Source organism: Acidovorax sp. GW101-11A03 (assembly GCF_059424825.1).
Map to the genome: position 1 here is coordinate 64787 of NZ_JBWKZU010000012.1, position 22998 is coordinate 87784.

Annotated in this window: 18 protein-coding genes; 7 read left to right on the top strand and 11 right to left on the bottom strand. The window is 66.9% G+C overall.

Going from position 1 to position 22998, the window contains the following annotated elements:
* Positions 1 to 103 precede the first annotated feature (103 nt).
* Complete coding sequence (locus AC07Z7_RS07670; protein WP_494765884.1) at positions 104 to 2296, top strand: TonB-dependent siderophore receptor; 2193 nt, start codon at positions 104 to 106, stop codon at positions 2294 to 2296.
* Positions 2297 to 2311: 15 nt separating this feature from the next.
* On the opposite strand, the gene AC07Z7_RS07675 is transcribed toward AC07Z7_RS07670, so the two are convergent.
* The 10 genes from AC07Z7_RS07675 to AC07Z7_RS07720 form a co-directional block, all read right to left on the bottom strand.
* Positions 2312 to 3835, bottom strand: a complete 1524-nt coding sequence (locus tag AC07Z7_RS07675) for a DegQ family serine endoprotease (protein ID WP_494765885.1) — start codon at positions 3833 to 3835, stop codon at positions 2312 to 2314.
* A 112-nt stretch (positions 3836 to 3947) separates the two neighbouring features.
* Positions 3948 to 4937, bottom strand: a complete 990-nt coding sequence (locus AC07Z7_RS07680; protein ID WP_494765886.1) for a catalase family protein — start codon at positions 4935 to 4937, stop codon at positions 3948 to 3950.
* 76 nt (positions 4938 to 5013) lie between these two features.
* Positions 5014 to 6126, bottom strand: a complete 1113-nt coding sequence (locus AC07Z7_RS07685; RefSeq protein WP_494765887.1) for an aldose epimerase family protein — start codon at positions 6124 to 6126, stop codon at positions 5014 to 5016.
* Positions 6127 to 6135: 9 nt separating this feature from the next.
* Positions 6136 to 7065, bottom strand: coding sequence for a DMT family transporter (locus AC07Z7_RS07690; RefSeq protein ID WP_494765888.1), 930 nt, complete (start codon positions 7063 to 7065; stop codon positions 6136 to 6138).
* 82 nt (positions 7066 to 7147) lie between these two features.
* Positions 7148 to 8725 carry a galactarate dehydratase gene (gene garD, locus AC07Z7_RS07695; RefSeq protein WP_494765898.1) on the bottom strand — a complete coding sequence of 526 codons (1578 nt, stop codon included), beginning with the start codon at positions 8723 to 8725 and terminating at the stop codon, positions 7148 to 7150.
* Positions 8726 to 8738: 13 nt separating this feature from the next.
* Positions 8739 to 9794, bottom strand: coding sequence for a lactonase family protein (locus AC07Z7_RS07700; protein WP_494765889.1), 1056 nt, complete (start codon positions 9792 to 9794; stop codon positions 8739 to 8741).
* A gap of 167 nt (positions 9795 to 9961) precedes the next feature.
* Entirely contained in the window at positions 9962 to 11245 is a 1284-nt protein-coding gene (locus AC07Z7_RS07705) for a TRAP transporter large permease (protein WP_252659081.1), read from the bottom strand.
* 2 nt (positions 11246 to 11247) lie between these two features.
* Positions 11248 to 11766 (bottom strand): TRAP transporter small permease, encoded by a 519-nt coding sequence (locus tag AC07Z7_RS07710; protein ID WP_063458920.1) that lies wholly within the window; start codon positions 11764 to 11766, stop codon positions 11248 to 11250.
* Between the two features lie 77 nt (positions 11767 to 11843).
* On the bottom strand, positions 11844 to 12833 hold the full coding sequence (locus AC07Z7_RS07715; RefSeq protein ID WP_494765890.1) for a TRAP transporter substrate-binding protein: 990 nt from the start codon (positions 12831 to 12833) through the stop codon (positions 11844 to 11846).
* A gap of 64 nt (positions 12834 to 12897) precedes the next feature.
* Complete coding sequence (locus tag AC07Z7_RS07720) at positions 12898 to 13716, bottom strand: NAD-dependent epimerase/dehydratase family protein (protein ID WP_494765891.1); 819 nt, start codon at positions 13714 to 13716, stop codon at positions 12898 to 12900.
* A 125-nt stretch (positions 13717 to 13841) separates the two neighbouring features.
* Here AC07Z7_RS07720 and AC07Z7_RS07725 point away from each other — a divergent pair, with 125 nt between their 5' ends.
* From AC07Z7_RS07725 to AC07Z7_RS07745, 5 genes are all read left to right on the top strand, one after another.
* Positions 13842 to 14570: a FadR/GntR family transcriptional regulator gene (locus AC07Z7_RS07725; protein WP_094291412.1), complete on the top strand. Its 729-nt coding sequence runs from the start codon at positions 13842 to 13844 to the stop codon at positions 14568 to 14570.
* A gap of 287 nt (positions 14571 to 14857) precedes the next feature.
* Positions 14858 to 16297, top strand: coding sequence for an aldehyde dehydrogenase family protein (locus AC07Z7_RS07730; protein ID WP_494765892.1), 1440 nt, complete (start codon positions 14858 to 14860; stop codon positions 16295 to 16297).
* A gap of 212 nt (positions 16298 to 16509) precedes the next feature.
* Positions 16510 to 16869, top strand: a complete 360-nt coding sequence (locus AC07Z7_RS07735) for a DUF2946 family protein (RefSeq protein WP_494765893.1) — start codon at positions 16510 to 16512, stop codon at positions 16867 to 16869.
* Positions 16870 to 17010: 141 nt separating this feature from the next.
* Positions 17011 to 19221, top strand: a complete 2211-nt coding sequence (locus AC07Z7_RS07740) for a TonB-dependent receptor (protein WP_494765894.1) — start codon at positions 17011 to 17013, stop codon at positions 19219 to 19221.
* Positions 19222 to 19239: 18 nt separating this feature from the next.
* Positions 19240 to 20853, top strand: coding sequence for a PepSY domain-containing protein (locus AC07Z7_RS07745; protein ID WP_494765895.1), 1614 nt, complete (start codon positions 19240 to 19242; stop codon positions 20851 to 20853).
* Here AC07Z7_RS07745 and AC07Z7_RS07750 read toward each other — a convergent pair.
* Positions 20782 to 22419: an ABC transporter permease gene (locus AC07Z7_RS07750; RefSeq protein ID WP_494765896.1), complete on the bottom strand. Its 1638-nt coding sequence runs from the start codon at positions 22417 to 22419 to the stop codon at positions 20782 to 20784. The genes AC07Z7_RS07745 and AC07Z7_RS07750 overlap by 72 nt on opposite strands.
* A 282-nt stretch (positions 22420 to 22701) precedes the next feature.
* Between AC07Z7_RS07750 and AC07Z7_RS07755 the strand changes: the two genes are divergently transcribed.
* Positions 22702 to 22998: ATP-binding cassette domain-containing protein (locus AC07Z7_RS07755; RefSeq protein ID WP_494765897.1), on the top strand; the 297-nt coding region annotated here is incomplete at its 3' end.

Consider the following 22998-nt stretch of genomic DNA (forward strand, 5'->3'; position numbering starts at 1 on the left):
CGGTCTACGAGGAAAGAAGAGAGCATGGCGCGAGGATAGCGGCTGCCCGGCTCTGGGTTTCAACTTCATCTGTAATAATAATTATTTTCATTTGCATTTGAAAATGACATACCGCCGAACCGCCTTGGGCAGCCCCGCCTCCCCCTCTTGCACCTTTGCGCCCACCGCGCTGGGCCTGGCGTGCCTGCTGGCCTGTGCGGCGGCGCAGGCCCAGGGCACAGGTGATGCAACCGCCACCTCGGCCCAGCTGGCCGACGTGACGGTGCGTGCCACCGCGCTGGAAGATGCGGCCGACCTGCAACTGCGCCGCCCGGTCAGCGCAGGCGCACTGGGCGAGCGCAGTGCGTTGGAGACGCCCTACTCCAGCCGCGTGGTCACCGCCGAAACGATTGAGCAGACAGCGCCCAACAAGCTGGGGGATCTGTTCTTTACCGATGCATCGGTGTCGGACAACAGCGCCAGCGTCGGGGCCTGGGCCAGCTACCTCACGGTGCGCGGGCTGGATCTGGACTGGCAGAACGCCTACCGCATCGATGGGCGCCCCTTCATCAGCTACGTGACCACGCTGCCCTACGAGCACATGGAACAGGTGGAGTTGCTCAAGGGCGCCACGGGCTTCATGTATGGCTTTGGCAGCCCCGGCGGCCTGGTGAACTATGTGACCAAGAAGCCGCCCGCCAGCGCCGCGGCGGCCGAGCGCAGCGTGGGCCTGGGCATCAACTCGAAGAGTCTTTGGCGCGCGCACGCAGACCTGGGCGGACGTGCAGGTGAGGAGGGCCGCTGGGGCTACCGCCTGAACGCCACACATGAGCAGGGCAGCACCTTCAACGACGGGAATCTGCGGCGCAACGCGGTATCCCTGGCGCTGGATGCACGGCTCACACGCGACCTGAGCTGGGAGTTCCAGTCGCTCTACCAGGATCGCCTCTCGCGCGATGCCGAGCCCACCATCACCACCGCATCCCTGGCGGGCACACGGCTGCCTTCGCCCATCGCCAATGACAATGGCCGTCTGGTGGGGCCGGGCAACTTTGCAGACAACACGTTCCAATATGTCTCCACCGGCCTGAAGTACCAGATCGCACCCGACTGGCAACTGCGCAGCAGCTACAGCTACAGCGGCACGCGCACGCGGCGCAATGAGACGGTGCTGGACCTGCTGGACGCCGCAGGCAACTACCGCAACGACCGCTCGGACTATGGGGAGTCCTACCAGTTCCGGCACCTCGACGCGGTGCTGCAGGGGCGCCTTGTCACTGGCGGATTGCAGCACCAGATCGTTGCCGGCGCCGCATGGCAGGAGCAGGCCAACGACTACTCTGCCAACGGGTTCTACGGCACCGTGGGCACCGGCAACCTGGGCAGCCAGAACACCCTGGGCTACATCAGCCAAGGCGATTTGGCGAGCCTGGGGCTGTTCCGCGCGGTAGAGGTCACGCAAAAGGCCGTGTTTGTGAGCGACACCATTGCGCTGTCTCCCCAGTGGTCTGTGCTGGCAGGCCTGCGCTACACCCACTACACGCAGCGCGGGTTTGCCACCGGTGGTGCAGAGACATCGCGCTACAACAAATCGGGTGTGATCACGCCATCGCTGGCGCTGATGCACCACCTCACGCCGCAGACCATGGCCTATGCCAGCTTTGTCGAAGCCCTGCAGCCCGGCACCTCGGTGAGCAACCCGGCCTACACCAACTATGGAGCCTTGCTGGACCCGCTCAAGAGCCGCCAGTATGAGGTGGGCATCAAGACCGAGCAGGCCAGCTGGGCGGCCACAGCAGCGCTGTTCCGCATCGAGAAGAAGGCAGAGTACGTAGCGGTGAACGGCGGCGCCAGCACCGTGGTGCAGGACGGTCAGTCCACCTTTCAGGGTCTGGAGCTGGGCGCTACGGCGCGCCTGGGTGCCCAATGGCGCCTGGGTGGCAGCCTGATGCTGCTGGACAGCGAGTACGGACGGGGCAACGCCCACACCGGCAATCGCGTGGTGGGCGCCCCCAAGACCATGGCCACGGCCCAGCTGGCTTACCGGGTGGCGCAAGTGCCTGGGCTGCAACTGACTGCGGGCATCAAGCACACGGGCAACACACCGCTGCGCCCCTCGGGTGAACTGAGCACGCCCGCCTTCACGCTGCTGAACCTGGGCGCCACCTACGACACGCTGATGGGCGGCTATGCCACCACCTGGCGCGCGTCCATCAACAACGCAGCGGACAAAAAATACTGGCTTTACCAGTACGCCAACTACGTGAAGGCGGGCGATCCGCGCACCTTCAACCTGAGCGCCACCGTGCGGTTCTGACAGCGCGCGCAAGGCTTACCCCAGGCGCACCGGCACAAAGATCTTGTTGCCGTCGCGCGTGATCAGCAGCGCCACCGACTTGCCTGCCTTGGCCATGGCCGCGCGCACCTGCTCGATGTTCTTGGCGGGTGCGCCGTTGATGGCCAGCAGCACATCGCCCGGCTGCACCCCGGCGGCCGCAGCGGGGCCGCGCGCCTGCTCGATCACCAGGCCCTCGCTCACGCCCACCTCCTGGCGCTCCTCGCGCTCCAGCGGGCGCAGCGACAGGCCCAGCTGGCCCTTGCCCACGGCATCGTCGTTGCGCGCTTGTTTGATGGCCTTGTCGCTGGCGTCGCCAAGGGTGGCGGTCAGCTCCACGGGCTTGCCCTGGCGCCACACCGACAGTTTGGCCTGCTGCCCGGGCTGCGCCTGGCCCACCCAGGCGGGCAGATCGCCCGAGGCCACAATGGGCTGGCCGTCCACCTGACGGATCACGTCACCCGCCTGGAGGCCGGCCTTCTCTGCGGGGCTGCCCTTGCTGACGCTGGCCACCAGCGCGCCTTCGGGCTTGTCGAGGTTGAACGACTCGGCAAATGCCTGGTTCACCTCCTGCACCGCCACGCCCAGTTGCGCATGGCGCACCTTGCCCGTGGCGACGATCTGGTCCTTGATCTTGGCGGCCAGCTCGATGGGGATGGAGAAGGACAGTCCCTGGTAGCCGCCCGAGCGGCTGTAGATCTGCGAGTTGATGCCCACCACCTCGCCGCGCGCATTGAACAGCGGCCCACCCGAGTTGCCGGGGTTCACCGCCACGTCGGTCTGGATGAAGGGCACCAGGCTGTCGTCGGGCAGCGAGCGGCCCTTGGCGCTGACCACACCGGCCGTCACGCTGTTTTCAAAGCCGAAGGGCGAGCCGATGGCCAGCACCCATTCGCCCACCTGCAGGTCGCGCGTGCTGCCCAGGCGCACCGTGGGCAGATCCTTGGCGTCGATCTTGAGCACGGCCACATCGGTCTTGGGATCGGCGCCCAGCACCTTGGCGCGGAACTCGCGGCGGTCGGTGAGCTTGACGGTGACATCGCTCGCACCCTTGACCACATGGGCGTTGGTCAGCACCAGGCCGTCGGGGCTGACGATGAAGCCGGAGCCCTGGCCGTGCGTGGGCACGTTGGGCTGGGCCTGGGGGCCCGCACCGCCCGGAAAGCCGAACTGGCGGAAAAATTGGTAGAACGGATCGTTCGGATCCATCTGCGGGCCCCGGCCTTGGCGCGCGGCGGGCTGGCCTTCGTCTTCGCCGTCGTCATCGGCCATCGCGGTCTTGGTGCTGCCCGTCACGCTGATGTTGACCACCGCCGGGCCGTTCTGCGCGGTGATCTGTGCAAAGCTGGGCAGCGCGCCGCCGGGGGCGGCCGGGGCCTGCGCCACGATGGCAGGAGGCGGGGTCAAGGCGCGGGCCTGGTGCCCGGTGATGAGGCCCGCGCCCATGGCGCCCACTGCACCGGCGGCCACCAGGGCCAGGATGAGGCGGCGGGGGGTGGAAATCAGCGTGGTCGTGTTCATGGTGGTATGCCTTTTCCATCGGAGTTGCGATGGAAGGCAGTGTGGGCACGCACGCTTAGACGAAACTTAGGCGCGACGAAGGCGGCGTCGCACCGGACCGGCTGGCTGCAGGCTAAGCAGCCCCGCGCCCTTTCTGGCTCTCGAAGTAGACCACCTTGCGCGCGCGCATCACGTCGCCCAGCGGGCGGTGCGCAGCCAGGGCCTGCCAGGGGTCGAACACGGCAGCTTCGACCTGCGCGGCCAGTGTGGGGTCGGCCGCTGGATCTTGGCGGGGCAAGGTCAGCCGGGCCACCGTGGTGTAGGGCGTGGGCCAGTCCACGCTGGCGTCTTCAATGGGGGTGGTGGCTTCGTCCACAAAGGGCTGCAGTTGCAGGTCCCACACCAGATCCTGCTGGCGCAGGCGGGCCGAAAACTCGGCGTTCCAGTCGTCCTGCACCTGGGTGACCGGCGCGCCGTTGGAGGCATGGGGCACCAGGCGGACACGCACCGCATACGGCCCGCACGCAATGGGCGCCGCACTGTGCACGGCATGCGCAGCAAAGCCGCCGAAGGGTCGGCCGAAAGTCTTGACCGTCTTGGCGATCTGCCTGGCGGCCCCCAGCAGCCCGTGGCGCCGCACCAGGAACTTGATCAGCGCGCCGCCCCCATGCGATGCCGCCACCACAAAGTCCACAAACTCGCCACTCTGGGGAAAGGCAAACTTCTCCTGGTTGATGAGCAGGAAGTCCTGGCTTTTGGCGGACCCGTTGCCCAGGGCGGAATCGCCCTGCACGCCCAGCACACTGAAGGCAAAGCCCCGGATGTCCGGCTTGCGGTCGGAGGTGGTGTCCATGCCACCGTTGCTCAGCCGCACCCGCACTTCGTACGACCCGGGCTGGGCAAACAGCCCCTGGGCCGCAAACGCGGGCAGATCGCCCAGCACCTCCAGCTGGCCTCGGGCGGCCGTGAGCTGCTTGCGGTGCAGGCCCCGCCCCTTGCCGTATTTTTGCGACTTGCGTGCCTGCAACTCGGCAAACTGGCGCGCATACCCGGCAAAGCGCTGCGCTTCATCGGGAGCCACCACTTCTTTCCAGCCGGTGCTGGGGGTGTAGCGTGTGTCCATGGGCCACCTCTCGTTTGAAAGCCAGCGCGCATGGTAGCGCGCCGCACCCCAAACCGGCACCCCTTCAGCCAATCCGCTACGGGCTCAAAAATCGGTACACGATGGCCCCCTGCACCTCCTCGCCGGGTGCGAGCCACCGCACCGGAAAGGCGCGGTGGTTGGGCGCATCGGGGTACTCCATGGGCTCCAGGCAGATGCCGTCGCCCGGCTGCCAGAGCCAGCCACCCGGTCCTTCCCCACGCCCCAGGTCCCGCGCGGGGTCTGCCTTGAGGCCATGGCCTGCGTACACCTGCACGCCGGGCGCGGTGCTCCAGACCTCCATGGCGCGGCCACTCACCGGCTCGCTGAGCAGCGCGGCCAGGCGCAGGCCGGGTGGGGTGGTGGATGCAGCCGGGGCGGCGCGGGATGTGCCCGGTTCATCCAGCACGAGGTAATGGTCCAGCCCACCGGCCAAGGCCAGTTGCTCATGGGGCGTTGCGATGGCATCCGCCACACGGCGGGCCTGGCGGAAGTCGAACGGCGTGCCCGGCACACCTGCCAGCGCGCCGTTTGGGCACACATCGGCGGCCAGTGGCACATAGCGGCTGGCTGGCACCTGCAGGCTGTGGCCGTGGGTGCTCCCCCGGCCGGCCAGATTGAAGAACGCATGCCCCGTCAGGTTGAGCACCGTGGGCGCACGCAAGGCCTGGGCCATCCAGGCCATGTGCAGCGCGTTGTCGGCCGTGACTTGCAGGTGCAGCTGCACATGTACATCACCCGGTACACCGTCGTCTTCGGTGCGAAAGGTGTGGTTCAGGGTGAGTGCATCGGCCCGCACGCCATCCACCGCAAACACCTGAAATCGGCTGCCACGCGGCCCGCCGTGGTGGTGGTGTGGGCCGCTGTTGGTGGGCAGCTGCAGGTGCGAGCCATCTGGCAGGGTGATCCTGCCCGCACGCAGCCGCCCCGCCCAACGGCCAATGAGTGCACCCATGGAGAGCTGGCCGTCCAGGTAGCCCTGCAGGCTGTCATAGCCCAGCGCCACATCGGCCAGGCCGCCCTGCCCATCGGGCACCGCCACCTGCACTAGGCGGGCGCCGTAGTTGCTCACGGCCACCTGCAGGCCGCCCGCGCCGTGCAGGGTAAACAAATCGGTGCGCTGGCCATGCAGGTCGCGCTGGAATGCCTCGCGGGAGAGTGTGTAAGCCATGCGCCGAGTCTATTTCGTGAAGCTGGCTGCGTCGCGCGTGACCAGCCAGATGCCCCCGCACACCAGCACCAGGGCCAGCAGGTTCTTCCACTCCAGCAGCGCCTCGCACAGGAACAGTGCTGACAGTGCCGCGCCGAAGATCGGCACCGTGAAGTTGAACACCGTGACCTGGCTCACGCGGTTGTGCTTGAGCAAGATGCTCCACAGCGAGAAAGCGGCCGAGGACAGCAGCGCCAGGTACACCAGCAGCAAGGCCGAGCCCCAAGTGAAGCCCGTGAGCGCGCCGCCCAGGCCCCAACCGATGGCCAACAGCGCCGCGCCGCCGATGCCCAGTTGCCAGCCCGTCATCACCACCGAGTCCATGCGCTGCGACACCTGCTTGCCGTAGATGCTGGCCGCAGCCAGCACCAACGCAGCGATCACCACAAAGCCTTCACCCAGCAGCGTGAAGTCCAGGTCCAGCGTGCCGCGCCCCAGGTTGACCACCATCACGCCCGCAAAGCCCACCAGGCAGCCCCACAGCTTGGCGTGGCTCAGGCGGTCGTTGTGGTAGACCCAGTGCGCAAGCAGCACGCTGAAAAACGTACCGGTGGCATTCATGATGGAGCCCTTGACGCCCGTGGTGTACGCGAGGCCCACGTAGAAAAAAACGTACTGCAGCGTGGTCTGCGCCAGGCCCAACACCACCAGCTGCCGCCCGGCCACAAAGCCCAGCCCCCCGATGGCCTTGCGCGTAGCTGCTGCCCAGGCCAGCAGGATCAGCCCCGCGCCCAGAAAGCGCCAGCCTGCAAACACGAGCTGCGTGGGAATGTCATTGCGGGCGATGCCGAACCAGGCGTAGCCGGTCTTGATAGCAGGGTAGGAGCTGCCCCAGAGCAGGCAACACAGCAGCGCCAGCGCCACCACGACCTTGCGGTCGGAAAATCGGGTGTGACCCATGAGAAACGGTCTTTCAAGGACAACAGCCCTTGCAGGCAAGGGCTGTTGAGAAGGGAACACAAAGGGCCTTGGCCCGAGAAATTCAGGTCACCGGTGCGGGGTTGAACAGCACCAGCGCGTTGTGCAGCTTCCACTGCTCGGCCCAGGTCTTCTTGCGGCCGCTCGCCACGTCGAGCAGCAGGTGGAACATCTCCCAGCCCAGGTCTTCGATGGTGGCCTCGCCATCGGCGATCTTGCCCGCGTTGATGTCCATCAGGTCATGCCAGCGGCGCGCCAGGTCGCTGCGTGTGGCCACCTTGACCACCGGGCATTCGGCCAGGCCATAGGGCGTGCCCCGGCCGGTGGTGAACACATGCAGGTTCATGCCCGCAGCCAGTTGCAGTGTGCCGCAGATGAAGTCGCTGGCGGGTGTGGCGGCGTACACCAGGCCGCGCTGGTCGCGGCGCAGTTTCTCGCCCGGGGCCAGCACATGCGCAATGGGCGCGGTGCCGCTCTTGATGATGGAGCCCATGGCCTTCTCGGCGATGTTGGACAGGCCGCCCGCCTTGTTGCCCGGCGTGGTGTTGGCCGCGCGGTCCACGCGGCCGCGGTCCAGGTAGCGGTCGTACCAGCCCAGTTCGCGCACTATGGATTCGGCCACTTCGGGCGTGGCGGCACGGCTGGTGAGCTGCTCCACGGCGTCGCGCACCTCGGTGTTCTCGCTGAACATCACCGTGGCGCCCGCGCGCACCAGCAGGTCGGCACAGAAGCCCACGGCCGGGTTAGCGGTGACGCCCGAGAACGTGTCGCTGCCACCGCACTGCACACCCAGCACCAGTTCGCTGGCCGGGATGGTCTCGCGGCGGCGGGCGTTGAGGCGCTCCAGGTGGGGCCGCGCGCTTTGCACGATGTGGTCGAGCATGGACATGAAACCCACATGCTCGTCGGCCTGTAGGCACACCGTCTCGGGGCCCAGCGCCGCGTCGCGCTCGTCGGTGATGGGGAAGCTGCCCGGGGGAAGCAGGCGGTCGGGCTGCAGCTTTTCGCAGCCCAGGCTCACCACCATGACCTCGCCGCCAAAGTTGGGGTTGAGGCTGATGTTGCGCAGTGTGCGGATGGGGATGATGGCGTCGGGCGCATCAATGGCCACGCCGCAGCCGTAGGTGTGCTCCAGGCCGATCACATCGTCCACATGCGGAAACAAGGGCAGCAGCTCGGCCTTGATGCGGCGCACGGCTTGCGCCACCACACCGGCCACACACTGCACGGTGGTGGTGATGGCCAGGATGTTGCGCGTGCCCACGGAGCCATCGGCATTGCGGTAGCCCTCGAAGGTGTAGCCCGTCAAAGGTTCGAGCGCCGGGGACTTCACCGTGGCCATGGGCAGGCCTTCGAGCGCGCGGGCCGATGGAATCTGCAGCAGGCGCTCGTGCACCCAGCTACCGGCTGCAATGTCTTTCAGCGCGTAGCCGATGGGCACGTTGTAGCGGCGCACCACATCGCCCTCGGCCATGTCCTGCAGAGCCACCTTGTGGCCTTGCGGTACCTTGTCGCGCAGCGCCAAGCCTGCGCCGGGCACACCGGGCGGCAGCACGGTGCCGGCAGGCAGGCCCCCGTCGTTGGCGACGATGGCGACGTTGTCGTCCGGGTGCATGCGGATGGTGAGGGCAGGTCGGGTCATCTGGTGGTTCTTGTCAGAGTCGGCAATCGCAGCAGACGTCATGCGCGCGGCTGCAGGGCAGCATCGTTATCCAGTTCGGATTCAGGCCCACATCGTGCTCTGTCACCTGCGTCAGCGAGCCGCTGGCGGGCGCAATCATGTGCACACCCACACGGTGGCTCAACTGGCCTGCGGCCAGCAGGTGGCGGCCGTCCGGCGTGATGGCGAAGCCCCGGGGCTGCAGCTGCGTGTGCCAGTGTCCGATGGGGTTCAGCATGCCACTGGCAGCATCCACGGCAAAGCCCGCCAGTGTGTGGCTGTTGCGTTCGCTGGTGTACAGCCAGCGGCCATCCGGGCTCAGGTGCAGGTCCGCACCCCAGGCCGGGCCTGCAAAGCCCGCCGGCAATGTGGGCAGGCTTTGCAGCAGCTCCAGGCCGCCGCTGGCTTCGTCCCACGCCAGCACATGCACACAGCCATCCAGCTCACCCAGCAGATAGATGCGGTCGCCCCGCGCGTTGAAGCGCAGGTGCCGGGGACCTGTGCCTGCTGGCAGGGCGAACACGGCAGGGTCGGTGGGTTGCAGCGCGCCCGTGGCGGCGTCGAATCGGTAACGGTGCAATTGCCCGCCCCCCAGTGAAGCAGCCAGCACAAAGCGGTTGTCGGGGCTGGCCAGCGCACTGTGGGCGTGGCGACCGGTGGCGTACGTGGTGGCACCACGCCCCGCAGCGACCACCCCGTCGGCAGCGATGGCCTGCACCGCGACCAGGTCCGCACCGTAGGAAGCACTCAGCAGCCAGCGCCCTGTGTTATCGGTGGCTAGGTAGGCCATGCTGGCGGGCAAGGGGGCCTCGGCCAGCATCTCGGTGCGGCCCGCGCGTGCATCCACAGCCAGGGTGACCACGGCCAGCGGGTCGCTGCGGCGCGCCACATACAGATGGGTACGGTCGGGGCTGAGCGCCATGGGCATGAGCTGCCCGCCCAGCGCCAGGACCTGCTCGGTGCGCAGCTGCCCCGAATCCGACGCCAGACGGAGCACATGCAACTCACCGCTGTCAGCGCAGGAGACAAATACCAGGGTATCGGTAGCCATCGTGTGTGTAACCATTTCAGTGCACCACGGAGCTGCCCACTACCCTCGGCCGATGGAACGAGCAGGGACCAGGCCAGAGGCGCCGAGCAAGGGCCGCCCCGCAGTGAGGGCGTCGTCCCCCTTGAGGGGGAAGGCGCCGAAGGCGACTCAGGGGGTGCTTCATTTCTTCACAGTCCCATCGCGCGGGGCAGCCACAGCGAAATCGCGGGCACATAGGTCACCATCAGCAGCACCACAAACAGCGCCACAAAGAACGGCATCATGGCCCGGGTCACGATGCCCAGCGGTAGCTTGGCTACGGCAGCCCCGGTAAAGAGCACCGTGCCCACGGGCGGCGTGATGAGGCCAATGCCCAGGTTGACCATCATGATCATGCCAAAGTGCACCGGATCCACGCCCATCATCTTGACCACCGGCAGAAGGATGGGGGTGAGGATCAGGATCAGTGGCGACATGTCCATCAGGCAGCCCAGCAGCAACAGCATGATGTTGATCAGGGCCAGGATGACGTATTTGTTGTCCGACAGGCTGGTGAGGAAGGCCGTGACCTTCATGGGGATCATCATCATCGTCATCAGGTAGCCAAAGGCTGCCGCAAAGCCGATGAGGATCATCACCACCGTGACGGTCTTCACCGTGCGGTGCACCAGCTTGGGCAGGTCGCGCCACTTGTAGTCACGGTAGATGAACATGGTCACGAAGAACGCCCACACCACGGCAATCGACGCCGACTCGTTGGCCGTGAACACGCCCGACAGGATGCCGCCCAGGATGATGACCATGGTCATCAGGCCCCACAGCGCCTCCACACAGATCTTGAGCGCCTGCTTGAGCGGGATGACCTCGCCCTTGGGGTAGCCTTCGCGCCGCGCTGTGAACAGGCACAGCGCCGCGAGCGTGAGGCCCATGAGCAGCCCCGGCAGCACACCGGCCATGAACAGCGCGGCAATCGACACCGTGCCCCCGGCCGCCAGCGAATACAGCACGGCGTTGTGGCTGGGCGGGATCAGGATGGCCTGCACCGAGCCGCTCACGGTGACGGCCGTGGCAAAGGGGCGCGGGTAGCCTTTTTTCTCCATCTCGGGGATCAGCACCGAGCCGATGGACGCGGTATCGGCCACCGACGAGCCCGAGATGGCGCCGAAGAAGGTGGACGCCAGGATGTTCACCAGCGACAACCCGCCCCGGATGAAGCCCACCAGCACGCCCGCAAAGGCCACCAGGCGCCGCGCCATGCCCCCCTCGGCCATGATGGCACCAGCCAGCACGAAGAACGGAATGGCCAGCAGCGAGAACTTGTTGACGCCCGAAGCCACCTGGATCATCACCGCGTCCAGCGGAAGATCGATCCATAGCGCGCCCGCCAGCGCCGACAGGCCCAGCGAATACGCAATCGGCACGCCGATCATCATGAGCACAAAGAAGGTGCCCAGCAGTACCAGGGTATCCATGATCAGGCGCCTTCCGTCAGTTCTTCAAAACGCACGATGCGCCGGTGGTTCTGCGGCCCGAAGACCATCTTCTCCAGCACGAACAGCAGCGTCACGGCTGCGCCGATGGGCAGCGACGCATAGGTGGCGCCCACGGGCAACCAGGGCAGCTCCGCAATGCCCTGGCCCCAGGTTTCAATGCACAGATTGGTGCCATACCAGGCCACAAAGCCGCAGATGACCAGCATGAGCACATCCACCAGCACCGCCAGCAGCCGCTGTAGGGGGGCAGGCAATTTTTCGGTGAGCATGTTGACGGCAATGTGGCCACCCGCACGGTAGGCCGCCGCAGCGCCGATGAAGGTGAACACCATCATCAGCAGGATGGCGATGGGTTCGGGCCACTGCGACCCCGTGCCCATCACGTAGCGGCTGAAGACGCCCCAGGGGATGATCAGCGACATGAAGAAGATGGCCGTGCCGGCGGCCCAGATGGTGGCCAGGTACAACCGGTCCATCCAGCGCAAAAAGGGGTGGTCCATAAGAATGGGTCCAAGGGGCAAAGAGAAAGACGCAGGCGCCCCACCAGGAGCTTTGCCCGCGCAAGGCTTGGCGGTACTTACTTCACCGCCTCGATGCGCTTCATCAGGTCCGCATAGTTGGCGCCGTACTTGGCGCGCACGGGGGCCGTGGCGTCATAGAAAGCCTTGGTGTCCACGTTGATGAACTCCACGCCCGCTGCCTTGAGCTTGGCGGTGTAGTCCTCCACGCTCTTGTCCCACAGGGCGCGCTGCTCCAGCTGCGCTTCGCGGCCAAACTTCTTGAGCAGGGCCTGGTCGTCCTTGGAGAGCTTGTCCCACGTGACTTTCGACACCACCAGCAGTTCGGGAATGATCAGGTGGTTGGTCTGCGTGTAGAACTTGGCGCCCGTGCTGTAGTGGTTGCTGGTGAAGAAGCTGGGCGCATTGTTTTCAGCGCCGTCCACCACACCGGTCTGCAGGGCGGTGAACACTTCGCCGTACCCCATCGAGATGCCGTTGCCGCCCATGGCGTTCATGGTGTCCACAAACAGCGGGTTGCCCATCATGCGCACCTTCTGGCCCTTGAGGTCAGCGGGGCTGCGCACAGGCTTCTTGGTGTACAGGCTGCGCGATCCGCCGTCCATCCAGCCGATGGCCACCAGCTTGGCGGGCGATGCGCTGATCTTGGCCAGCAGTTCGTCGCCAATCGCGCCGTCGATCACCGCGCGCATGTGGTCCTGACTCCGGAACACGAAGGGCATGTTGAACACGTTCACTTCCGGCACCACCGTTCCCACCGGGCCGAGCGAAGTGCGCAGGATGTTGATGGCGCCGAACTGCGTCTGCTCGATCATTTCCTTCTCGCCGCCCAGCACGCCGCCGGGGAAGGTCTGGATCTTCAGGCGGCCTTGCGTGGCGGCTTCGAGCTTTTTGCCCATGTTTTCCACCGCCACCACGTTGGGGTAACCAGCGGGGTGCACGTCGGCCGCCTTCAGCACCATGGACTGGGCCTGGGCGGCAACGGGAAGCATTGCCATCGCGGCCACAGCGGCGGCGCAGGCAGTCAGCAGGGATCGGCGAAAGGTCATGGTTTGTCTCCGGTGGAATGGTTTTTAAGAGATTAGGAATGGACAGGAATCCCGGCGCCGGGGGTCATTCGAAAGGGCCAGTGCGCACGAACGGACCGCCCTGGTAGATCACGGCGGGGTCGGTCAGGTCGGGGTGTGGGTCGGCGGCTTCGACCTTGGCGCGGAAGGGCTCGGAGCTGTCCTCGGGCCGGTAGCCTATGTGGCGCGCCAGGGTGTTGTCCCACCAGGTGGTGGTGTTGTCGCCCATGCCATAAATGATGCTGTGCCCCACCACGGGGGCGGTGAGGCTGGCAACGACGAGGCGCTCCAGGTCGTCGTAGCTCATCCAGGTGGCCAGCATGCGGCGGTTGCGCGGCTCGGGAAAGGATGAGCCTATGCGCAGGCACACGGTTTCGATGCCGTAACGGTCGAAGTAGAAGCGCGAGAGATCTTCGCCAAACGCCTTGGACACGCCATAGAGCCCATCAGGGCGCGCCGGGTCGCGCAGGCCGACCACCTCGTCCTGGCGATAAAAACCCGTGACATGGTTGGAGCTGGCAAACACCACCCGCTTGACGCCCTGCTTGCGTGCTGCTTCATACAGGTTGTAGACGCCGACGATGTTGGCCTGCAGGATGGGTTCCCAAGGCTGCTCGGTGGACACGCCACCGAGGTGCACCACGGCATCGACGCCCTCCAGCAGGCCGAGCACAGCGCCCACATCTTCAAGGCGTGCGGGGCGCAGCTCCTCTCCAGCGCCTTCATCGCCCAGGTTCGCGATGTCCGACAGGCGCAAGGTGGTGCAGTAGGCCTTCAGCCGGGTGCGCAGCTCCTGGCCCAGGCCTCCGGCTGCTCCGGTCAGCAGCAGGCGTTGAAAGCGGAGGGGCGTCGGATGGCAAGGCATGGCGGTTACAAAGGCAGAGGTTCTTGGTACAGTGGCAGCACATTTGTTGAACGTCATCAGTTGTCGTACAACGAAATGCAATGTACTGCTTCTGCCCCCGGCGCCCCATAGGGATAACACCAAGAATGACCATTGACACCACCCTTCGCCGCAAGCCCCGCACCCTGGCCCTGGAGCTGGTGGAGTCCCTCGGAGACCGCATCCGGGACGGCCGCCTGGCCCTGGGCGACAAGCTGCCCACCGAGGCGGCCATCATGGCCGAGTTCAGCGTCAGCCGCACCGTGGTGCGCGAGGCGATTTCCAAGCTGCAGGCCTCGGGCCTGGTGGAAACGCGGCACGGCATCGGCACCTTTGTGCTGGGGCTGGGCCAGGCGCCCGGCTTCAAGATCACGCCCGACCAGTTCAGCACCCTGCGCGATGTGATTGCCGTACTGGAGCTGCGCATTGGAGTGGAAACTGAAGCCGCCGCGCTGGCCGCGCAACGCCGCACCGAGGCCAACCTGAAAGCCATGCGCGAAGCGCTGGACGCCGTGGCCGCTGCCGTGGACGCGGGGCGCGACGCCGTGGCCTCGGACTTCCAGTTCCACCTGGAGATTGCCCGCGCCACGCAAAACAGCCACTTCGCCGAGCTGATGGGCACACTCGGCAGCATGATCATCCCGCGCGCCCGGCTGGCGGCCATGGACTCGGCCAATGACGAGCGGCGGCAGTACTTGCGGCGCGTCAATGGCGAACACGAAAGCATCTACGACGCCATCGTGGGCCAGGACCCGGACGCCGCCCGCGCCGCCATGCGCACCCACCTGGCCAACAGCCGCGAGCGTCGGCGCCGTGCACAAGCAGAAGCTAGCTGAGCATGAACGGCCCGCACCGGCAGCCCCCCCCAGATGCCACCAACACCCGCCCTGTACTGCTGGACGGGTGTTGGTGGCAGTGGTCTCATGAGTAGATACCCGCAAGCGCCCTCTATTGTTTATGTTGTACGATGACATACAACAAAATCACTCGTGAGCCGCATGCGCCGCCACCAGGTGCTGACGGGGATTGCGAGCACCGTGCCCCCCCCCTGCGCGCCGGGTGCGCCTTGGCGCGCTACGGGCTTTGTTCTGATTCCATCAACCCACCACACACCACCACAGCCATGCATGCAAACCTGATCGGCGGCGCCTGGACCGACGGCGTCCGCACCTACCAGAACACCAACCCCTCCGACACGCGCGACGTGATCGGCGACTACGCCGTGGCCAGCCGCGAGCAGGCACTCGATGCCGTGGCCGCCGCGCACGCGGCCTTCCCGGCCTGGAGCCTGTCCACGCCCCAGCAACGCTTTGACATCCTGGACGCTGTGGGCAACGAGATCATCGCCCGCAAGGCCGAGCTGGGCGACCTGCTGGCCCGCGAGGAAGGCAAGACCCTGCCTGAAGCGATTGGCGAAGTGGGCCGCGCCGCCGCCATCTTCAAGTTCTTTGCGGGCGAGGCGCTGCGCCCCGGCGGCGAGATGATCCCATCCGTGCGCCCCGGCGTGGGCATCGAGATCACGCGCGAGCCGCTGGGCACCATCGGCATCATCACGCCGTGGAACTTCCCCATCGCCATCCCGGCCTGGAAGATCGCGCCCGCATTGGCCTACGGCAACACGGTGGTGTTCAAGCCCGCCGAGGTGGTGCCGGGCTCTGCCTGGGCGCTGGCCGACATCCTGCACCGCGCGGGCCTGCCCGCCGGTGTGTTCAACCTGGTGATGGGCCGGGGTTCGGATGTGGGCGCCGTGCTGCTGGAAGACGAGCGCATTGCGGGCGTGAGCTTTACCGGCTCCGTCGGCACCGGTCAGCGCGTGGCGGCGGCCTGCGTGCCGCGCGGCGCCAAGGTGCAGCTGGAGATGGGCGGCAAGAACCCGTTTGTGGTGCTGGACGACGCGGACCTGAATGTGGCCGTGGGCGCGGCCATCAACAGCGGCTTCTTCTCCACCGGCCAGCGCTGCACCGCCAGCAGTCGCGTGATAGTGACCGAGGGCATCCACGACCGCTTCGTGGCCGCCATGGTCGAAAAGATGAAGACCCTGAAGGTGGACGACGCCCGCAAGGCCGGCACCGACATCGGCCCCGTGGTGGACGACCGCCAACTCGCACAAGACCTGGAATACATCGGCATCGGCCAGCAGGAAGGCGCCAAGCTCGCTTACGGCGGCGAAGCCCTGGAGAAGAACGCCGATGGCGCGCCCGGCTACTACCTGCGCCCGGCCCTGTTCACCGAGACCACGCCCGGCATGCGCATCAACCGCGAAGAGATCTTTGGCCCCGTGGTGAGCGTGTTGCGCGCCAAGAACTATGAAGAGGCGCTGGCCCTGGCCAACGACACGCCCTTCGGCCTGGCCAGCGGCATCGCCACCACCAGCCTCAAGCACGCCACGCACTTCAAGCGCCACGCGCAAGCCGGCATGGTGATGGTGAACCTGCCGACGGCGGGCGTGGACTACCACGTGCCCTTTGGCGGCCGCAAGGGCAGCAGCTACGGCCCGCGCGAGCAGGGGCGTTACGCGGCGGAGTTCTACACCACGGTGAAGACCGCGTACACGCAAGCGTGAAGCTGCCAGCCCGCAACCCACCGGACAGGCGGCGCAGCGGGTTGCTGAAAATATGAGGAAAAATAGGCCCTACCGCGCTACCACATTGCGTCACAAGCTATATATTTAATAGCAAACAGAGCGCACGGGGCCTATCTCCTGATGGGAGGCTCGCCCCTCCCCCATGCCCGCCTCAGCGCGGGACTGGATCCCCTCCGCTATCATCGCGCCCCATGACCGCCCCCCGACGAACCTTTGCTGCGCTGCGCCTGTGGGTGCTCGCATGGTTCGTGGCGTCAATGGGGGTGGCCATTGCATCGCCGCTGGTGCACCCGCAATCCTTTGAGGTGATCTGCTCGGGCACGGGAGCCATCAAGCTGCTGGTGCAGACCGACGATGGCACGGTGGAGATGGGCGCCATGGGCATGGACTGCCCCTTGTGCTCCACCCACAGCGCCCCACCGCCCACACTGGTAGCCGCCGTGCTGCCACCCCATCCCCTGGCCCATGCGCTGCAGCCCGTCGAGGCCGCCCGCATCGCGGCTGCCACGGCCGCTCCACTGCCCGCACGCGGGCCGCCATCCCGCTCTTGATCTGAAGCCTGTTCGCAGCCCCTGAAACCTGGTGGGCGGGCGCTGCGTGTTCCCTTTTTCCGTGGTTTTCCAGACGGCGTTGCCCTGCGTGCACTCCACGCGGGCCTGGCGGCGCTGTCGCTTCAAGACAAGAGCGTTTTCATGTCCCGTTTCTCCTCTGCCTCGCGCAGCGCTGCGGCTTTCCCGCGCCTGCCTCTTTCTCCTCTCTGCATCGGTGTACTCGCCACCTGCGCGCTGGCCTCGGTGCCAGCCCATGCACAGACCCCCACCGCGCCCACGCTCAAGCCCGTGGATGTGGTGGACTCCGCCGCATCGCCCAATGGCAAGCTCAGCCTGGACACGCCCGTGGACACCGGCAGCCGCCTGGGCCTGACACCACGCGAGAACCCCGCCTCCGTCACCGTGGTGGACCGCGCCACCATCGACGCACGCGGCGCCCAGGACACGCAAGAAATCCTGCGCGCCGTGCCGGGCGTGGTGGCGCACAACGCGCCGGGCTCGATGGCCGCCCACTACCGGGGCTTCACCAGCAACTCGGTCGCGCAGCTCTACAACGGCATCAACCCGCAGTACGGCAGTGCCACGCGCGCGGTCGATAGCTGGATCTACGACCGCGTGGAGGCCATCGGCGGTGCGTCGAGTTTTCTGTACGGCTCGGGCGGCGTGGGCGGCTCCATCAACTACATCACCAAGACTGCCGAGCGCAGCGACTTTGCCGAAGCGCAGCTGCGCCTGGGCTCCTACGACATGAAGGAAGTGTCCGTGGGCCTGAACCGCCGCATCGCAGGCGGCGGCACTGCAGGCCCGGCCCACTACGCGCGCATCGACCTCAACCACCGCAACGCTGGCAGCTGGACCGAGGGCACGAAAACACAGTCCACGCAGCTCGCCACGTCGCTGCTGTCGGACCTGGGCGGCGGCTTCAGCCACACGCTGGCCTACGAATACCAGAAGGACCATGTGGACCGCCCTTACTGGGGCACGCCGGTGCTGAACCCCGCCGTGGGCGCGCTGCAGATCGACCCGGCCACACGCTTCAAGAACTACAACAGCGCCGACGGCATGTACGAGCACCGCGTGCAGTGGCTGCGCTCGGTGGCGCAATGGCGCGTGTCGGATGCGCTGCAGCTCAAGAACACGTTCTACGTGTACGACGCGCTGCGCGACTACCGCAACGTGGAGATCTACACCTTCAACGCGAGCAACACGGCCGTCACCCGCACGGCGCCCTATCTGCAACGCCACGACCAGACGCTGGTGGGCGACCGGCTGGAGGGCACCTACCAAGGCCAGCTCGCAGGCAGAAAGAGCGACTGGGCTTTTGGCCTCGATGTGAGCGTGAACAAACAGACGCGTTTCCCGCTTGGCCCCTCGGTCACCGTGAGCACGGTCAACCCCTACAACTTCTCCACCGAGAACTTCTTCGCAATTCCCGGCATGTCGCCCGTCCTGAACCCAGACAAGGACAACAAGATCACCAACACCGCGCTGTACCTGGAAAACCGCACCCTGGTGACCTCCGGCGTGAACCTCGTCACCGCGCTGCGGCACGAGCGCATTGACCTGGACCTGGTGAACCGCCGCGCCGTCACAGCCACCGCACCCGCTACTTTCAGCCGCAGCTACAGCCCCACCACGGGCCGCCTGGGCGTGGTGTGGGACATCGCCCCCGGCGCCAACCTGTATGCGCAGGCGTCCAACGCGGCCGACCCACCCTCGGGTTCGCTGGCCTCTGCCTCGTTTGCCGATGTGCGCAACAACAGCGAGCTGACCACGGGCCGCCAGGTCGAGGTGGGCAGCAAGTTTGACTTCTGGGACGGCAAGGGCAGCGCCACGGTGGCGGCCTTTGACATCCGCCGCAAGAACATCGCATCGCAAGACCCATCCAACCCCAACCTCACGGTGCTGGTGGGCGAGCAGTCGTCCAAGGGCATCGAGCTGTCGGCAGGCATCCGCCCCACGTCACAGTGGCAGCTGCAGGGCAACCTGTCGCTGATCCGTGCGCGGTATGAAAACTTTGTGCAGGGCGGCGTTTCGCGCGCAGGCAACGTGCCGCAGCTGGTGCCGCAGCAGGTGGCCAACCTGTGGGCCTCGTACGCCATCACACCCACCGTCACCGCCAGCGCGGGTGTGCGCCATGTGGGCAAGGTGTATGGCAATGCGGCAAACACCAAGTTCTGGCCGTCGTACACGCTGCTAGACCTGGGCCTGGCCTGGAAGGTCAACAAGACCACCACCCTCACGGGCCGCGTGCGCAACGCTACCGACCGCATCTACGCGGCCGAGACGCGCGACCAGGTCTACCTGGGCGCACCGCGCACGCTGGACGTGACGCTGCATACCGCCTTCTGACGCAGGGAGCACACGCACATGCTGCATGCCAAACGCTGGCTGTACCTCGTCCACCGCTGGCTGGGCGTGCTGCTGTGCGCCTTCTTCGCCATGTGGTTCCTCTCGGGCGTGGTGATGATGTACGTGGGCTACCCCAAGCTCACGCAGGCCGAGCGCCTGGCCCATCTGCCCCCGCTGCGCAGCGCCACGCAGGGTCCCGACCGCCTGCTGGAACCCGCAGACGCCCTGCAGCACGCGGGCCTGGCAGGCCCGCTGCAGGACCTGCGGCTGGCCCTGGCCAGCGGCGGGCGCGCGGTTTACCTGGTGGTGCCCGCCCCCACAGGCGACGCCGCACCCCGCCCGCGCCGGGCACCCGCGCCTGTGGTCATCGACGCCCTCACGGGCGAGCGGTTGCAGCATGTGGACGCCACACACGCCATCGCATCGGCCCGCGCCTTTGCACAGCAGCCCGATGCCACCATCGACTACCAGGGCACGATCGATGAAGACGCCTTCACCCACTCGCGCGCACTGGATGTGCACCGCCCCCTGCACCGCCTGCACCTGGGTGACAGCGCAGGCACCGTGGTCTACGTGTCGGGCACCACGGGCGAGGTGGTGCGCGATGCGCCGCTGCAGGAGCGCGCCTGGAACTACGCCGGTGCCTGGATCCACTGGCTGTACCCCTTCCGGGGCAATGTCTTCAACGACTACTGGACGGACATCGTGAACTGGCTGTCCATCGCAGGCATCGTGCTCACCGTGACGGGCACGGTGGTAGGCGTGCTGCGCTGGCGCTTCAAGGGCCGGTACAAGACGGGCGCGCACACGCCCTACAGGGGCTTCATGATGCGCTGGCACCATGTGTTCGGGCTCGTGTTTGCGGTCATCACGTTCACGTGGATCTTCAGCGGCCTCATGTCCATGAATCCGTGGAAAATTTTCGACAGCGGTGCGGCGCCGCTGCGCCAGCAGACCATGAATGGCGGCCCACTGGTGCTGCCCGCGCAGGCAGCCACCGTGCATGCACTGCTGTCGGCTGGGTCCCCCAACACCCGCGAACTGCGCTGGATGCGCAGCGCAGGCCACACACTGGTGCTTGCAAGCAGCCCCACCGGCGCACCTGCGGTGCTGGACGCTGCCACGGCCATGCCCCACGCCTGGGCCCCCGGCGCTGTGGCCCAGGCCGCCACGCAGCTGCTGCCCCACGCCGTGGTGCGCACCGACACCCTCACGGCCTACGACCTGCACTACTACGACCGCGCCGCCCACACCATGACCGGCGGCGTCGAGAAGCCTTTGCCGGTACTGCGCCTGGTGTTTGACGACCCCCACGCCACCTGGGTGCACATCGACCCCCACACCGGCGCCGTGCTCGGCCGCACCGACAGTTATCGCCGCACCAGCCGCTGGCTGTTTGCCATGCTGCACAGCTGGGACTGGCTGCCCCTGCTGGAACGCAGGCCGCTGTGGGACGTGCTGCTCATCGTGCTGAGCCTGGGCGGGGTGGTGATGAGCGTGACGGGGGTGGTGATGGGGTGGCGCAGGCTGGGAGTGAAGCTGCGCGAATTGAGGGGGCCGTCACCCCCGGCTGCGCAGCGTCCGGCTCAGCAAAATCACCGGCACCAGCCCCACCGCCACCAACGCCAGTGACGGCAACGCCGCCTCCCCCAGGCGTTCGTCGCGCGCCAGCTGGTAGGCCACCACGGCCAGGGTGTCGCTGTTGAAGGGGCGCAGCACCATGGTGGCGGGCAGTTCCTTCATCACGTCCACAAACACCAGCAGCGCGGCGGCGGCGGTGGAGCGCCTCAGCAGGGGCCAGTGCACGCGCGCCAGCAGGCCTGCGCTGCCCGCGCCCAGCATGCGGGCGGAGTCGTCCAGGCTGAGCGGGATGCGCGCGTAGCCACTTTGCATGGACTGCAGGGCCACGGCACAGAAGCGCACCAGGTAGGCCCAGACAATGCCCAGCGCAGTGGCCGTGACCAGCGCGCCCACGCCCCATTGCGGCATGGCCGCCTGCAGCCAGCCCACGGGCAGCAGCAGGCCCACCACGATGACGGCACCGGGCACGGCATAGCCCACGCTGGCCAGTTGCACCACGCTGCGTGTCACTGCGTCGGGCTGGCGGCGCACAGCAAAGGCCAGCGCCAGTGCAATGACCACAGCCAGCACGGCTGTGATGCCCCCAAGGCGCACGCTGTGCCAGGCCCATTCCATGAAACGCTCCCAGGGCAGCACCGACCAGTCGGCCGCCAGCGGACGCAGCATGAAGACCACCGGCGCCACAAAACCCATGAGCACAGGCAAGGTGCACACCGCCCAGGCCGCCCAGCGACGCGCGCCGCGCAGGGCCAGCGGCTGCGCCTCGGCCGATCCCGCACGCCCGCCACCGGTGGCAAAACGCATGCGCTTTTGTGCGCGATGCTCCAGGTGCAGCAGCGCCATCACCACCACCAGCAGCATGGTGGCCAGCTGCGCAGCGGCCAGGCGGTTGTCCATGGACAGCCAGGCCTTGTAGATGCCCGTGGTGAAGGTCTGGATGCCGAAGTAGCTGGCCACGCCAAAGTCGGCCAGGGTTTCCATCAGCACCAGCGCCACCCCGGCGGCCACGGCCGGGCGTGCCAACGGCAGGGCCACGGCGCGAATGCGACGGGGCAGCGGGGCGCCCAGCAGGCGCGCGGCCTCCATGAGGTGGGCAGCGCGCTCGCCCAACGCCGTGCGCGCCAGCAGGTACACATAGGGGTACAGCGAGAAGATGAACACCCACACCGCGCCGCCCAGGCTGCGCACCTCGGGCAGCAGGCGGCCTTCCAGGCCGAAGGTGTTGCGCAGGCCCACCTGCAGCGGGCCGCTGAACTGCAGGAAGTCGGTGTACGCATAGGCGGTGACGTAGGCGGGCATGGCCAGCGGCAGCAGCAGCAGCCATTCAAAGGTGCGTCGGCCCGGAAACTCGAACAGCGTGACGGCCGCCGCCGCCAGCGTGCCCACCACGGCCGCGCCCAGGGCCACGAGCACGCTGAGCCACAGCGTGGTCCACACATAGCCAGGCAACACGGTGGCCGCCATTTCGCGCAGGATGGCGCCCGCCTGGGCCTCGCCCTGCCCTGGGGCCGACAACGGCAGCCACGACGCCAGCACCGCCAGCACCGGCAAGGCCAGAAAGCCTGCAAACAGGATCAGCGGGACGCTGCGAAGGACAGAAGACGGGGTGCGGCGCAAGGCAAAGGGCTCGGCAGAAGGAGGAAAGCGCACACCTGCCGAAAGGCGTGGGCACCCTAGTGCAGTGTTGCACGCTATCTAGCACTTAAAAACCGCGTCTTTTCGGCCAGGGCTGCGTTGCAAATCCTCGCGATACCTACAGGTATCGCTGTGGTTTGCGCCTTGCCCTGACCAAAAATCCATCGGTTTTCAATGTGCCATCCAGCGCGCCCCACTACACCAGCGCCCAGGAATGCAAATGCGAATTTTAAGCATTCGCCCCTGCCCCCCTAGAATCGGGGCATGTTTCTTGAGGTCTCCCAACTCGAAGTGCGCTATGCAGGCCGCGCACAGGCCGCCGTGCACGGCGTCACGCTCAGCCTGAAAGCCGGTGACATCGGGGTGCTGATCGGCCCCTCCGGCTGCGGCAAAACCACCCTGCTGCGCGCTGTGGCCGGGCTGGAACCCGTGACAGGGGGCGAGATCCGCCTGACCAAAAGCGTGGTCAGCAGCGCCACCCTGAGTGTGCCGCCCGAGCTGCGGCGCATTGGCATGGTGTTCCAGGACTACGCCCTGTTCCCACACCTCTCGGTGGGCCGC

What these genes read in the sequence shown, in the direction of transcription:
- AC07Z7_RS07710 (WP_063458920.1), bottom strand. Translation starts at nt 11,766, where the DNA reads ATGGACCACCCCTTTTTGCGCTGGATGGACCGGTTGTACCTGGCCACC.
- AC07Z7_RS07735 (WP_494765893.1), top strand. Translation starts at nt 16,510, where the DNA reads ATGACCGCCCCCCGACGAACCTTTGCTGCGCTGCGCCTGTGGGTGCTC.
- garD (WP_494765898.1), bottom strand. Translation starts at nt 8,725, where the DNA reads ATGACCCGACCTGCCCTCACCATCCGCATGCACCCGGACGACAACGTC.
- AC07Z7_RS07720 (WP_494765891.1), bottom strand. Translation starts at nt 13,716, where the DNA reads ATGCCTTGCCATCCGACGCCCCTCCGCTTTCAACGCCTGCTGCTGACC.
- AC07Z7_RS07700 (WP_494765889.1), bottom strand. Translation starts at nt 9,794, where the DNA reads ATGGCTACCGATACCCTGGTATTTGTCTCCTGCGCTGACAGCGGTGAG.
- AC07Z7_RS07685 (WP_494765887.1), bottom strand. Translation starts at nt 6,126, where the DNA reads ATGGCTTACACACTCTCCCGCGAGGCATTCCAGCGCGACCTGCATGGC.
- AC07Z7_RS07715 (WP_494765890.1), bottom strand. Translation starts at nt 12,833, where the DNA reads ATGACCTTTCGCCGATCCCTGCTGACTGCCTGCGCCGCCGCTGTGGCC.
- AC07Z7_RS07740 (WP_494765894.1), top strand. Translation starts at nt 17,011, where the DNA reads ATGTCCCGTTTCTCCTCTGCCTCGCGCAGCGCTGCGGCTTTCCCGCGC.
- AC07Z7_RS07680 (WP_494765886.1), bottom strand. Translation starts at nt 4,937, where the DNA reads ATGGACACACGCTACACCCCCAGCACCGGCTGGAAAGAAGTGGTGGCT.
- AC07Z7_RS07725 (WP_094291412.1), top strand. Translation starts at nt 13,842, where the DNA reads ATGACCATTGACACCACCCTTCGCCGCAAGCCCCGCACCCTGGCCCTG.
- AC07Z7_RS07690 (WP_494765888.1), bottom strand. Translation starts at nt 7,065, where the DNA reads ATGGGTCACACCCGATTTTCCGACCGCAAGGTCGTGGTGGCGCTGGCG.
- AC07Z7_RS07730 (WP_494765892.1), top strand. Translation starts at nt 14,858, where the DNA reads ATGCATGCAAACCTGATCGGCGGCGCCTGGACCGACGGCGTCCGCACC.
- AC07Z7_RS07745 (WP_494765895.1), top strand. Translation starts at nt 19,240, where the DNA reads ATGCTGCATGCCAAACGCTGGCTGTACCTCGTCCACCGCTGGCTGGGC.
- AC07Z7_RS07670 (WP_494765884.1), top strand. Translation starts at nt 104, where the DNA reads ATGACATACCGCCGAACCGCCTTGGGCAGCCCCGCCTCCCCCTCTTGC.
- AC07Z7_RS07705 (WP_252659081.1), bottom strand. Translation starts at nt 11,245, where the DNA reads ATGGATACCCTGGTACTGCTGGGCACCTTCTTTGTGCTCATGATGATC.
- AC07Z7_RS07675 (WP_494765885.1), bottom strand. Translation starts at nt 3,835, where the DNA reads ATGAACACGACCACGCTGATTTCCACCCCCCGCCGCCTCATCCTGGCC.